General features: G+C 45.9%; 13 protein-coding genes. 4 read left to right on the top strand and 9 right to left on the bottom strand.

What is annotated here, in order from left to right; all coding sequences use genetic code 11:
* Positions 1 to 100: 100 nt before the first annotated feature.
* Positions 101 to 1,096, bottom strand: coding sequence for a zinc-dependent alcohol dehydrogenase family protein (locus ACJJIE_RS03320; RefSeq protein ID WP_282932378.1), 996 nt, complete (start codon positions 1,094 to 1,096; stop codon positions 101 to 103).
* Between the two features lie 180 nt (positions 1,097 to 1,276).
* Positions 1,277 to 1,492 carry a hypothetical protein gene (locus tag ACJJIE_RS03315; protein WP_444893539.1) on the bottom strand — a complete coding sequence of 72 codons (216 nt, stop codon included), beginning with the start codon at positions 1,490 to 1,492 and terminating at the stop codon, positions 1,277 to 1,279.
* Positions 1,493 to 2,352: 860 nt separating this feature from the next.
* Here ACJJIE_RS03315 and ACJJIE_RS03310 point away from each other — a divergent pair.
* Positions 2,353 to 3,225, top strand: coding sequence for a M91 family zinc metallopeptidase (locus ACJJIE_RS03310; RefSeq protein ID WP_282932376.1), 873 nt, complete (start codon positions 2,353 to 2,355; stop codon positions 3,223 to 3,225).
* A gap of 253 nt (positions 3,226 to 3,478) precedes the next feature.
* Positions 3,479 to 3,853, top strand: coding sequence for a SirB2 family protein (locus ACJJIE_RS03305; protein WP_444893538.1), 375 nt, complete (start codon positions 3,479 to 3,481; stop codon positions 3,851 to 3,853).
* Positions 3,854 to 3,894: 41 nt separating this feature from the next.
* On the opposite strand, the gene ACJJIE_RS03300 is transcribed toward ACJJIE_RS03305, so the two are convergent.
* The 6 genes from ACJJIE_RS03300 to ACJJIE_RS03275 all read right to left on the bottom strand — a co-directional run bounded on the left by ACJJIE_RS03300 (position 3,895) and on the right by ACJJIE_RS03275 (position 10,408).
* Positions 3,895 to 5,361 carry an alanine/glycine:cation symporter family protein gene (locus tag ACJJIE_RS03300; RefSeq protein WP_444893537.1) on the bottom strand — a complete coding sequence of 489 codons (1,467 nt, stop codon included), beginning with the start codon at positions 5,359 to 5,361 and terminating at the stop codon, positions 3,895 to 3,897.
* A 784-nt stretch (positions 5,362 to 6,145) separates the two neighbouring features.
* The gene (locus ACJJIE_RS03295) at positions 6,146 to 6,487 is read right to left on the bottom strand and encodes a hypothetical protein (protein WP_444893536.1); all 342 of its coding nucleotides are present in this window, start codon (positions 6,485 to 6,487) and stop codon (positions 6,146 to 6,148) included.
* A gap of 128 nt (positions 6,488 to 6,615) precedes the next feature.
* Entirely contained in the window at positions 6,616 to 8,082 is a 1,467-nt protein-coding gene (locus tag ACJJIE_RS03290; protein WP_444893535.1) for a hypothetical protein, read from the bottom strand.
* Positions 8,073 to 8,627 (bottom strand): hypothetical protein, encoded by a 555-nt coding sequence (locus ACJJIE_RS03285; RefSeq protein ID WP_444893534.1) that lies wholly within the window; start codon positions 8,625 to 8,627, stop codon positions 8,073 to 8,075. Before ACJJIE_RS03285 ends, ACJJIE_RS03290 begins: the two co-directional genes overlap by 10 nt.
* 15 nt (positions 8,628 to 8,642) lie before the next feature.
* Positions 8,643 to 8,924, bottom strand: coding sequence for a hypothetical protein (locus ACJJIE_RS03280; RefSeq protein WP_444893533.1), 282 nt, complete (start codon positions 8,922 to 8,924; stop codon positions 8,643 to 8,645).
* Between the two features lie 629 nt (positions 8,925 to 9,553).
* Complete coding sequence (locus ACJJIE_RS03275; RefSeq protein ID WP_444893532.1) at positions 9,554 to 10,408, bottom strand: beta-keto acid cleavage family enzyme; 855 nt, start codon at positions 10,406 to 10,408, stop codon at positions 9,554 to 9,556.
* A gap of 263 nt (positions 10,409 to 10,671) precedes the next feature.
* On the opposite strand from ACJJIE_RS03275, the gene ACJJIE_RS03270 reads away from it, so the two are divergent.
* Complete coding sequence (locus ACJJIE_RS03270; RefSeq protein ID WP_444893531.1) at positions 10,672 to 12,618, top strand: S9 family peptidase; 1,947 nt, start codon at positions 10,672 to 10,674, stop codon at positions 12,616 to 12,618.
* Between the two features lie 38 nt (positions 12,619 to 12,656).
* Entirely contained in the window at positions 12,657 to 13,157 is a 501-nt protein-coding gene (gene greB, locus ACJJIE_RS03265; protein ID WP_444893530.1) for a transcription elongation factor GreB, read from the top strand.
* An 82-nt stretch (positions 13,158 to 13,239) separates the two neighbouring features.
* On the opposite strand, the gene ACJJIE_RS03260 is transcribed toward greB, so the two are convergent.
* On the bottom strand, positions 13,240 to 13,674 hold the full coding sequence (locus tag ACJJIE_RS03260; protein ID WP_282932369.1) for a hypothetical protein: 435 nt from the start codon (positions 13,672 to 13,674) through the stop codon (positions 13,240 to 13,242).
* Positions 13,675 to 13,838 lie beyond the last annotated feature (164 nt).

Below are 13,838 nucleotides of genomic sequence, written 5' to 3'. Positions count from 1 at the left end.
CATTTGAGGAATCAAGCTCCGAAAAAATGACGGAACTGTCTTCAAAAGTGCCACCTCATCAGGTGGCACTTTTGGTGGGATACTATTTAATACTTAGAATTCAACTCGCAAGGCTTTCACTAACAACCAGCACTTTGCCGTCACGCCCGCCTGCCGCAGCTATTCGTACGGCTTCTTTAATTTCAGACAGAGGGTATGTGCCATGAACTGGTGCAGATAACTTACCTTCCGCTACTAGCTTTGTGATAGTGCCAAAAACTTCCTGTTGCCGCTCTGGGGATGCCGAGCCAAACCATTTGGCCAGCCAGAACCCGCGCACGGTGATATCTTTAAAGATGATCATCCCCGGTGTGATAACGCAGGGTTCCCCACTAAGTGCGCCATAATTCACTAAGGTTGCGCCATTTGACAGAGCCTCGCCCATGCGAGCAGTTGCCATTCCACCAACAGCATCAATGCCTAGCTTGATCTCAGCACCACCAGTAGCCTCAGCCACTCGCTTACCCAGGTGCTCACCATCCACGAGAACCACATCAGCGCCTGCGGCCTTCATCGGCTCAATCAAAGACTCACGACGGACAACATTGATCACTTTCAGACCCCGTAACTTGGCCAGGGTTGTCAGATAAGACCCCACACCGGAGTTTGCGGCATTCTGAATAACCCAATCCCCCTCCTTGAGATCTACAAATTCGCTCAACAGCAAGTAAGCCGTTGGCGGATTAATCGTTATCATGGAAAGCTGTAGAGGGTCCACATTATTCGGGAGCGGAATCAGCCCCTGGGCATTGACCACCATATGTGTGGCCCAGGTGCCGCTTCCTACCGGTAGCAGAACGACCTGACCAACGGCTGGCGCGGTAACATTAGGTCCATGTTTGACGACCTTGGCAACACCTTCATTGCCTCCAACCGCAGGAAGAGGAGGCAACATCCCATAATCGCCCGTCAGGGTCAGAACATCTGAAGGGTTAATTGGAGCTGCCAGCATCTCCAGTAACACCTGCCCCTCTTGAAGTTCAGGGGTATCAAAGGACACCGCCTCAATAACATCCTGCGGCACTGGTCCGCGCTCTTGATATTCTGCCTTTAACATATCGCCGTATCCTTTTTCAGATTGATTATGAACAACGACCTTCACTCTGTACAAAATGTACCATGAGCACTAGAGTTTGACGTCTATTAGCAGTGGAACCATTTAGATTCCGCCTGGTAAATCAAACCCATTTACAAATCGCCATTTGGATCTACTTATGTGTGGTTCAAGCTAGTAATTTCAAGTCAGCCACTTGAAGATAAGCCCAATAAAGCAACTCGCAACAGCAAGAACAATAAGCAGATAAGAAGTTAAATTAAGCAGGCTGGAGTAAACAACGGCACTTTTGTATTCGACCCGATCAATTACCACCTTAAGCACCGAATCCGCAACAGCAAGTACAGGGTCTGGGTCTGGGTCTATCACAGAACCTACAATAGTATAATCCTTTCCCATTGTTGCCCCCCAAAACCCGTAAGTCTTATCACCGCTGCAACCTCGGCCCCCTCTTCATAAACTATCCAATCGATAGCCAATTTTTCAGGATGATCGTTACACTTTTCTTTATCAAGGTATGCAATACCCAACCGACAATTTAGCTCACTGGAATCAAGTGCCCTTTCTATCTGTAATTCCAGTTCGTAGGGCACACTTAGTTACGAACGAAAGTTAAGTTCACTTCTCCCCTTTTTTGTAAAATCAACAAGATACTCAACCGCTACCCATTTATATTTTTTATAGGGAACAGTTTCATATACCAATATCAAAACTGCAACAACTAACACCAGCGATAATTTAACGGCTAACCGCATATCCTCCCCCCCCCAAATTCCTTCCTCAATATGTCACAGCTATATCCCCTGAGACCCAAGCAGCACCAATAAACAGACAAGCTCACAAGCTGCCAAATAGCGCACACCCCAAACAGCCCAACAATCAATTATTTAAATTTATTAAAATAATCATCATGGAAAATAAAACATATAGCAAAACGTACCAATTAAGAGTAGAGTCGCAGAGGCATCCTTAAGATAATCATTCAGATAGTTACAAGATGTACTTCAAAAAAATCACAAAAAAAATATTAATTTCCCTGGGGATTCTCCCGCTCCGCTCACTAAACACACAACCTGACCAAGAAGAACTTTTTAGTTCGAACATTATAGGCAAGCCCAGAATATCACTATCAAAATTATTTTGATCAGGACCATTGGGTTATACCTCTTGCGTATGAAAATTCGTCTTAAAAACTTTAATAATTCACAATTTTTCTCAGTCAAGATAATTCGTAATGCGAGCGGGATAGGAGAATAATAATGGGACTCTGCATTGACTCTAATAACATCGTTTTTATCACACAGGTAAGAACTGCTCTGAACACGCTGGTAGGTAATGTAGGTACAGCTCTGACCTATACACAGGAAAGATATCGAGCTGGGGGGCGTCATGTACTTCGAATTACTGAGGGCGTTGGCATTTTGACAGCAGTCGGATTAAGAGCAAATAGCACCACCCTACTGCGCCGACTAATATCAAGCCGCCATGACACAAGGATTACCGAACATCACGCCCTAGGATTTCGCCCAGACCAATGGCTAAAGGATCAGGTTTGGAGCGGCTTTAAGAGCTACATTCCCCTAGTCAGCTCAGACAGGGGCTTTATGGCCAAAGTGATGAGCAGCGGGTCTAGCGGGGTCGTTATGTGGAACAATTCGGTCCTTCAAACTGCCAATCTGACCAACAACGGCACAGTCACGATGGGGAATTGCCCCAGTTACATTACTCTCGCCCATGAGCTGATCCACGCTGATCGATGTAATCGCGGCCGCTACCTCTCAGGGAGTGCCAACTCCACTTTCCTCGCCGACGAGCGCCAAGCCCCCATGGGAAGAGTACTCCGTCAGCAGGGAGCACCTTTGACCATGGCGCGTATCGCCAATGGGGGACTAAATATTATTTATAACAATATAACTATCCCAAACCGTAACAACTTAATATCAACCAGAACCAGTGGCTGGATTTGGGTAGGTGGGTCTATGGAGCTGCGTGAAGAGATTGCAACTGTGGGGCTCAGTGACGATCTCGGTAACGTACCCACTGACCTCCTAGCCATCAACGAAAATATGATTCGGGCTGAACACGGTGTCGCACAACGGATGAAATATGGTCAGATCAGAAATCTAGTCTAACCCCACAATTTGAGTCCAGATGATAAGTACAACTGGGCCTAAATCTTCAAAGTCGACTGATCAGCCAGATCTAAGGAGACTCTGAAGCGGCACTGCTTTGCAACTTTATTAGCTGCAATTTTCAAACGTTTCACGTTTTTCATATTGCACCAGACCGCAGCATGTCGTTATGCTTTGGCGGCTAGAATCACACCTTCCTTCTGCCTGGAAGGCACATAGGACACCTTGGTCAACATACAGCCAGATCATAACCATGATTGATTATGCCCTTATAAAACACGTCCACATGACCGCCGCAGTACTCAGTATCCTGCTGTTTACCATCAGAGTGGGATTGGAGTTCAGCCACAACACGGGCTGGCGAAATGGCCCTCTGCGCTGGGTGCCACACCTCAACGACACTTTGCTGTTAGCTGCGGCTGCCGGACTGGTGATTCTCGGCAGCTGGAACCCGGGCACATCGCCCTGGCTAGGTGCAAAAGTAGCCCTGGTATTTGGCTACATTATTGCTGGCGTCTTTGCTTTGCGCCCAAACTTCTCCAAGCCAATTAGAATCACTGCCTGTGTACTTGCCTTCCTGCAAGTAGTCGCTATTTTCTATCTGGCGATGCACAAGCCCAGCTTGTAACTGGATGGCATTGAGCACTTGGTATCAGACTCAAATTGGTATCACCCCCAAACATCGTGCTCAATGCCTTTTATTCTAAATTTACTCCCATTGAACACCGGCTCACGCACCCCGGAAGATAACTGACTCTCGTAATCTGCCATTACCTTAAAAGCCACACCAGACAAAAGTAAGATAGCTATAAGGTTTGCCGATGCCATAAAACCCATCGAGACATCGGCCATACGCCAAAGCAAGGCAAAATTTTCTGCACTTCCCGTATCTGCCACCCAAGCCCCGAAAAGCACGAACATTAAAAACAACAGCCGATAACATAAGATGGATGTTCGGGTGTGGTAGAGGTAATAAATATTGGTTTCGCCGTAATAGTAGTTACCGATAATTGATGTAAAGGCAAAAAACATCAATGCAGTAGCAATAAAACTACTTCCCCAGGTACCCACCTCGCTCGCCAGTGCGTCTTGAACTAAACCAACCCCTTCCAAATTACCGACCATAAAGACATCTGCCACCAAGATAATTGCTGCCGTAGAAGTGCAGATAATAATGGTATCGAGAAATACCGATGCCATTTGCACGTATCCCTGCACCATTGGGTGTTTTACATCTGCAGCAGCAGCAACATTGGGCGAGGAGCCAAGTCCAGCTTCATTGGAAAACAGGCCCCGCTTGATTCCATTGGCCACCGCCGCACCAAAGGCCCCCGCCCCAGCTTCCTGAAACCCAAAGGCATTTGCCAGAATTTCCAACAGCACCCCGGGTAACTCAGAAATATTGGCGACCAAAACATAGAAAGCTACCAACAAGTAACCAATTGCCATAAAAGGGACAACAATACCGGCAAAGCGCGCAATTGAACGAATACCACCAAAAACAATAATCCCGGCAAAGAGCGCAATAAAAAAACCAACCCATAAAGGGCTTACACCCCAAGCTCCATACAGCGCGGCAGCCATCGTATTTGACTGCACAGCATTAAAGGTAAATCCGTAACAAATCATAAGAAAAACTGAAAAAGTCAGGGACAGCCATTTCCACTGCGGACCCATCCCCTTTTCAATATAATAGGCAGGCCCTCCACGAAATGCCCCGGGAACATCGCCACGCTCTTTGTAGGTTTGCGCGAGAGTATTCTCTACCAAACTGGTGGCCATCCCCAGCAAGGCCACCAGCCACATCCAAAACACCGCTCCGGGCCCACCAGCGGTTATGGCCACAGCCACACCAGCAATATTTCCGGTGCCGATTCTCGCAGCCGCGCTAGTGGCAAATGCCTGAAAGGCAGTTACCGAATTTTCATTTTCCTTATGAATGCCACGAATCATGACTTTGACCATATGACCAAAGTGACGAAATTGTATAAAGCGAGTGCGAATAGAAAAGTAGAGCCCCGCCGGCAGCAATCCTAAAATCAAGATTCCAAGCCACCAGATGCCACCGACGCCACCCCAGGCAAGTAAATTTGCCCACTCGATCAAAATCGTGAAAAGATCCAGAAAATCTTGCATTACCTACCCCTTGACCGCTTATAGTTATATACACTGTCAGCCAGTTGGAAGTAAGATTAGCAGATATCTCAAGAATTAATTTTAGATTGAAAGTCGGTCGCTGCGATTTATGGCAGAATTGGCGTGAAAATTATGCCAACCGCAAAAGACTTTCAGTAAATCCTCAGTAGTAGAAGGAGAATTTAATAGTGAAATATTCTCACAATTTAACTAGAGATACGATCAGCCACCAGAAGCAGATCATAAAGTTTATTTGAAGGTTTCAATATATGAAGTAAGATTGCAATTAGGTAATTATTCATAACTATATAGAGGCTTTTTCTAATAGTAAGGGCCATTAAGCAAGCCCAACTATGAATGTCCAAATCATCATCCCCGCCTTCGTAGGAGTCGCTATCAGAAACTGGAAAAGGAAAGATTACAATCGCCCCATTATCAGCAACTGTTTTTACAATAAAATATTATCTATTATTAGAGGAATAGCTACTGAGACCATCTCTACATATTACACCATACACCCCTTAACTCCTTTCTTAGAGGTTCAAACATTAATTTAGCTTAAATACCGAGATGTCAGCATTGTCCTTTTTATCATATTAAACACTATCTATTTACTTCAAGATTGAATCGACCTACAAGACAAGACACTAAGAAAGCACTTAAAACCAGAAAATAAAATGGCAATAGGGGAGCTGGCCAACCCACAGACTCTATGAATACGCTGAAGATGTATTGTTGAAGCAACACTCCAACATCCTCAGCGCGAAACTACCATGAAGTTGACTTAGAAGACCAAATAAACATTTCGAATAAGAGTGGAAGTACCCTCACAAATCACATTTGAATTTCCTTCAATCTTCACTTCTTTTCCAGCCATTACAGAAGAAAGTAGCATTGAATATTGGGCCGCACCAGCTTCAGAAGTCAAATAACCAGTCCATTGACCACCACCACAAGTATCTTCAGACATCCCTCCATCTAGCTTAACAATAAATCTATTACCTGAGGATGAGTCTGACTCAGGCGTTTTATGGACCTGCAGAAAATTAATCTCACCCTGCTCGTCAGGGAAATCCGCATAAACACCAGCAGAAAAGAAAATAAAAAATATAGAAAAAAATCTCACATTAATACTCCGATAAAAAATTTATAAGGAGCTGCGCCACCTACTAAGTAATGGCGCAGAACCTTTATTTAACTTTTTAACCCCCAATCCACATCATCGAAAATGACACCCTCTTAAGGGCAAAAATATTAGTAAACTTTGAAATAAACCGTATCATCAGTATAGATCCAGTCAGCATATGATGGATCGCCTCCAGGTATCAAGACCTCGTAACCATCACAAGTCGGGCAATTCTTATATGCTGAACAATTGTAGAAATCAAGCCCTAATGAATGGTATGTATCCCCCACACCGGTTCGAGTTACATCGGCGGTGAAGCTCCAATGTTCACCTTGATATTGACTTGAATATACAAGCTCACCATCAATATCTGCCTTTAAATAACAATCTTGAGTTAAACCGCTCGCACTTTTTGCCCGTACGGTAAAGTTAATTTTCTTTCTATCACGGGGCCTATCATCATTTTCAATAGGTTGATTTGGGCACCCCATCGTAAAGGTCCAAGCGGTACCATCAAGCGGCGCATCAACAGACACATTCATTTTATTGACTGAGTCGAAATTCTCACTAACATAAAAACTACCCTCATGAAACCCACTAACTGCCCCATCTGAAGAGTACACAGTTCTTCCTGCCTCATTCGTAATTAAGAGCCCATCAGGAATACTAAATGCTTCAAACTCAAAACTGACTGTACCAGGCTGATTCCCCAGATCTTGAATAAAGTCGTATGTACCTTTATTCCCCTCTTTCGATAATGGGGTGCCACAACTAATAACTTCTGTGCAATTAGATTCCTGAAAACTTCCGGAAACACTATCTACACCTGCCTGAACTGCAGAGATAATATTAGAGAACTCTTCAAAATACACCGGGAAGCTATGGTTCTTCCAGTCTATATTACTAGTGCGATCATAATTTCCAGGGAGCGTAGATGGATATCGAGCACGAACTCCAGAAACTACGTAATCTTTAACTAGACTGACATACTCACCTCTACCTTCTGATGAGAGTGGCACTGAATTTGTAACCGCTCCTACGAGCACACTCCCTAACTGGGGTTTCACCTCTGGACTCTCCGACAAAATCGAGTCAGCTGCCATCTTGGCATACAGGGACCCTTGAGAGTACCCAAGAAGAATCACATTTTTCCCAGATGAGAGTTCCGGCACTACTCGATTTAGGTGTCTATTTAAATCTGGCTGACCATTTAAATGCCTTAAATATTGTTTTTCTAATACATCTAGAGCCGCTTCTCTTAGCTTTTCAACGTACTCAATATCTGTGGAGCTCGTGTTATTTTCCAGCTCACTTAAAAGATCTCCTAATTTTTCAATCTCCTTCTGTTCGGCGGCCTCAATCACATCATCCTTTAACCCATTCGTAGATACATATGATAAGAGTACGTTATAGCCTGGAAACAACTCTTTAATTCTAAGATATGCAGCATTAGCAGAAGATGGGGATGTATTCATCCCATTAATATAATAAATAGTAGGCTTAACCACTTCGCATTGATTTGACACAGCGTGTAATGGCAATAGGAAAAACCAACAAGAGAAAAAAAATCGAATAAAAGACTTCATCATTGACATTTAACCTCCACCCCACCTAAGGAAACAATATCCTCCATTAAGTCATCTAAATTGTCTGCGTATGCAATAAATCTTGCTTTAGTATTAAGAGATTCTCCAGTCAGATCTGAGATCAAAGCTTCCACCTCAGACTTGCTTGATGCCTGAGAAACACAATCGCGAGCTCTTATTAGCGACAGGTTTATAGATCTTACAGACTCGGCAGTTCTGACTATTGCCCGTTGCTGTGCAGCAGCAAACTGGTACAAAGAGTCTCTAACCGGAATTCTGTCGTGGTACTTCAGGCCTATATATCTCTCTAAATCGTCTCTTACACCATCCTGATCACTATCAACCCCCTCAATAGTGGCATCGCCAATCTCCCCTGGGTCTTCAGGGACGCTATTCTCAAATATCTGTATGACGAAAGTGACTTCACCAACACTTATCGGCACAAATAAAGTAGAATTTCCGCTCTGCACCAGCCCTGGAGAAACAACCTCCTGCGCAACTGAAAAACCAGAAATAAATACACAAAAAAAAGCGAGACCTCTTAGCAAACTCATACTATTTAAAACCTTTCAAATCAATAGGAATAAAAAACAAATAATAAAGGCATTTATCCAAGGAATTAAAGCGGTCATTAAGCACGCATTAAGCTTATCTCTCCGGTAAAAATAGATAAAAAAAATAATTGTGATAACAGTAATATGGAACTGAGCTGCCATGGAGAGAATTAAAATTGCAACAATTCCAACCTGCTCAATTAAAGATGCACCGTCAACACCCATTAGAACAAAGGGAAGCAAAGAGTAAGTGACAGGCACAAGTATTACACTGAAGACCATCAAAAATAATGACACCAACCTCCCCCACCGATTTATCATTCTGACCTTCTTCGCAAAACAAGAAACCTAAACCCGACTAATTCATTACGCCCAAGAAACATTTCTATAGCGGTTGATGATATTACAAAACAATAACACCGATATGTTTCCTGCAACTATCGCGCATAACTCTACCAGAAAAGATTCAGCAGAGGAAAAAATATCTCACCCCAAAGCCACCCTGGAACACCAGCTCCAAGAAACCAGCCTCAATGTGCACGCTCGTATCAAATGTTCTGTAATAATCGACTACCTCTGGACCGCAAGTTAAGTCTTTTCTCTACTTCTGGAGCCAGATCAAAATTTAATTAAATATTTCCACCCAAACAATAAACACAATTCTTTTTAAACACAGCAATAAGGCCGCATACTTAATATGTATATCTCTTATAATATTTATAGATTCACAATTAAATCACACCATTAAAAATGCCACTTATTTTTTCAAAAAACAGAAGACATAAGTTAGCCCCAAATGGCTATACCATACCTCTGCAAGAGCCGGGCGGATAATTAGAGCCTACAAGAGCGCTAAGCAATATTATACTTAGCACCCTTGGTGGAAAACTGGCCGAACTCTTCAAAATCCGTTAGCACCTCAGAAGTTAACAAAAAATCTCCCGCGCCCGACTCGGCGATACCACCTTTCGCCCTGTCTCTTCAGCTACAGCCGCAAGAGCCTCTATCAATTGACCATTCCCTGAAGTCCGCTCTCCTCCCGGCAAGTAAAAGGTATCTTCAACTCCAGTGCGCAAATGGCCGCCCAATTCTGCAGTCTTGCGATGCACCGGCCAGATTTCCTCACGGCCGATCACTGTGCTCTGCCATAAGCTGCCGGGCTTCATATATTTTGGAATAATCTCCAGTAAATTGGGGTCGGCAGGCATACCTGAAGCCACTCCCATCACCAGGTTGTAGTTGGGCTTATCCACCATCCCTACATCCGCATACATTCCCACAGAGCGAACGATACCGATATCAAAGCACTCAAATTCCGGGCGGGTACCGGTCTCCCGACAAACTGCCAACAGCTCCTCCACCTTATCGACCGGGTTATCAAATACCATGGGTGGCCAAGCCCAGGTGCCGTTGGATCGCGCCTTTAAATAGTTCAGGCTTCCCGCATTACAGGCGGCAATTTCCGGCTTACCGGCACGCACACAACTCAAGGGGCCTTGCTGATCCCGTCCGATAGTGCCAGTTGAAAAGTTTAGAATAACGCCAGGGCATTTATCGCGAATTGCATCGGCAATTTCCAAGGCTATTTGCGGGTCCCAGGTGGGTAAATGGCCTTTGTTTTCCTCTTGCGCGCGGAAATGAACATGCATAACAGAAGCCCCCGCATCGTAGGCTTCACGGGCAGATTCCGCCATCTCCTTGGGGGTTACCGGGACCGGGTGCTGCTGGGGGTTGGTAAGCACTCCGGTTAGGGCGCAAGTAATCACCACTTCATCAGACATCGCTGGCTCTCCTGAATTATCTTTGTTAAGGCCGCTGTTTACAGGGCTATCCAGCGTGTGCGCGTCGCTCCTACAACACCAGCTGATCGTAGAAGGACCAGAGCGAGTGGAAGAGCTAATTCTGGATAGTGCATCGACAAAATACAGCACCAAGCGCTTGCTTGGTTGTATGAGAATATCATAGGGACCCCGTCAAGGCACCTTGTTTCCCCGGATTCATCTCGGCAGAATGCGAAAAAACCCAATAAGGAAGTAAGCACCTCATGAGCGAGACTATCACTCCAACCATCGCCCCTTACGGCAGCTGGAAATCTGCAATCAACGCAGAACTTCTCGTGGAGGGCAGCGTTCGCCTGGCAGAAGCCAATTTAGTAGATGGCCGCTATTACTGGCTGGAGTCCCGCCCGTCTGAAAAAGGCAGGAATGTACTGGTGCAGTATTGTCCAAAGAGTGGGCGCAGAGATCTCACCCCCGCCCCAATCGCCGTACGCACCAAAGCCCATGAATACGGAGGCGGCAGTTATCTTGTATACGGTGACACCGTCTATTTTGTACTGGCAGAAGATCAGCGCATTTATCGTATGAAGCTCGACAATGCGATCCCCGAAGCAATCACTGCAGAAAATAGCTCCCGCTACGCCGACCTGATTATCGATCCCCTGAGAAATCGATTAATTTGTGTCGAGGAGGATACCAGTGGCCACCAGCAGGGCGAGGAGCCCCGTGCACGCATTATCGCGGTAGACCTAAACAACCCACTGGCTAATCCACCGACAATCCTTCAAGAAGGGGCAGACTTTTATTCGAACCCAACTCTGAATCCGGCCAGTAATCAACTGGCTTTTCTGCGCTGGCACCACCCTAACCTCCCCTGGGACGCGACAGAGCTCTGTATCGCCAAACTCGATCAGGCGGGGGATATCGGTGAAGTTACCCAAGTAGCAGGCGGTGAGAATGAATCCGTCTTTCAGCCTCAGTGGTCTCCTGAAGGCGAACTCTGCTATGTCTCCGATCGCAACAACTGGTGGAACCTATATAGGCTGGGACAAAGCGAATCCTTGTGGAAAAAAGAAGCAGAATTTGCCACTCCGCAGTGGGTATTTGGGATGTCCACTTACGGCTTCATTAGCCCCACAGAAATCCTCTGTACTTACACCCAGAATGGCACTTGGCACCTTGGCAAGGTCGACATAAAAAGCGGAGAGCATCAAACTCTTCCCCAACCTTATTGTGATATCGAAAGCCTGCACTGTGAAAATGGCAGCGGGGTGATGATTGCCGCAGGTGCAGAGAGCTTTCCCGCTGTTATTTGCTTTAATCAAAAGACGGGTAAAACGGAACAGATTGCCAGTGGCAATAGCAGCTCGCTGCCAACCGATTTATTCTCCATCGCTCAAGCCGTCACTTTCCAAGTGGATGATCGCGCAGTACACGGATTTTATTACCCACCCCACAACCCCAACTTCCAAGCACCTAGTGACGATAAGCCACCGCTGATTGTATTTAGTCATGGGGGCCCCACCGGCGCTACATCAGCAGGCCTCAGCCTGAAAGTTCAATACTGGACAAGCCGGGGATTCGCCATTCTTGACGTAAACTACTCCGGCAGTACCGGCTATGGCCGCGAGTATCGGGACCGCCTCGCCGATAAATGGGGCATCTATGACGTGGAAGATGTCTGCGCTGGTGCAGAATACCTGGTAGAAGATGGGCTCGCCGACCCCAATCGCCTGCTGATCAAAGGTGGTAGTGCTGGCGGTTACACAGTCCTGGCAGCGTTGACCTACCACGATACCTTTAAAGCGGGAGCCAGCCATTATGGAATTGGAGAGTTGAGCAGCCTCGCCAAAGACACCCACAAGTTTGAGTCCCGCTACCTGGATAAACTGGTAGGGCCCTGGCCTTCCGCAGAAAAAGTCTACCTTCAGCGCTCCCCCATTAACGATGTGGAAAAGCTGAATTGCCCCGTGATTTTCTTCCAGGGCATGGAGGACAAGGTAGTGCCACCCAACCAAGCCGAAACCATGGTGGGTGCCCTGAGGGAGCGAGGTATTCCGGTGTCCTATATTACATTTGCCAATGAGGGGCATGGGTTCCGCAGTGGCGACAGTATCAAGTTGGCCCTGGAGGGAGAGCTTGAATTCTACAGCCGCATATTTAATTTCCCGCTCGCGGAACCCGGCCCGGGAATTACCATCGAAAACCTATAATTAAATAATATTGAATTAAAAAGAGTTAAAAAAATACTATGGGAAGATGGAGACCGCCGCGTCCACGCGGCTCCCGCTACATCACCGCAGAGGGCGCGCAGCGTATGCGCGCCGAAGTTAAGCGCCTCTGGGAGGAGGAGCGCCCTCGGGTAACCCAGGCAGTTAGCGACGCCGCCAAGCTGGGAGATCGCTCGGAAAACGCAGACTATATCTACGGTAAAAAAAGACTGCGGGAAATCGACAGCCGCGTGCGTTTTCTCACTAAGCGCCTCGAAGAGATTACTGTTGTAGATCGAATACCGGACGATAAAGAAAAGGTTTTTTTTGGAGCCTGGGTAACGCTTGAAGATGATGAGGGTGAGAGTGTTTGCTACCGCATTGTGGGACCCGATGAATTCGATGTAAAAGCAGGCTTGATATCCATGGACTCCCCCGTTGCCCGTGCCTTATTAGGGCGCAAGCTCGATGATGAAGTGGATATCCGCCAGGGGGAAAAGTGGCAGACTTTTTATATTACTGACATTCGTTACAAGGAGTAGTTTCGGCCTCCAGAGCCTTTGAAGAGGTCGTACTTATAGAACTAAATACGACCTCTAAACAACCAAGCTGAGATAATCATTATCACAACTTTACCAATCCATGCCGATACTTATACAACGCTTTCTCCTCCTCATAGTTTAATCGGCGCCTTGACACAGCCAAGCAACACAAGATGTTTAGTAGTGGAAGTAAAAATGTATAAATAGAAATCCCCCCTAAGCTCACCCAGATAGAGACGATCACCCCACTCAATAACCCAGGAATCACACGGTAGGATGCTGTAACAGGCCGCCCCATAAACTTAACGAGGATGCCGGCAATAAATCCAGGGATCACATAAACATACAAAGGGATAATACCGCGGGCAAATGAGAGCAAAACGAGCGTACCCAAAGTACCTAACAACACCGCAAATATCGCGAGGGGCATACTCTGTTCTTTCAGTAACCTCTCAATCAAAGAGTGGTACTTACTTGTATTTAATTCACTTTTAGGGGCTTTATAAATATCACTCATGTGGCTTGTACGCTTTCAGGGGCTGCAGAAGTGCGACTATAGTATCTCAGTTCAGCGCTTTCAAAAACATTAGATGAACAATTTAGAATCGCTTACAAATACACGATTTGAAATGTGCCCATAGAAATGGCGTGAGCCCCAGATAAAAATCGATGGCCATTCTG

The sequence above is a fragment of the Microbulbifer maximicatervae (SeqCode) genome, from assembly GCF_052467325.1.
The sequence above is the reverse complement of the archived record's forward strand: the minus strand, read 5'-3'. Positions and strand labels throughout refer to the sequence as shown.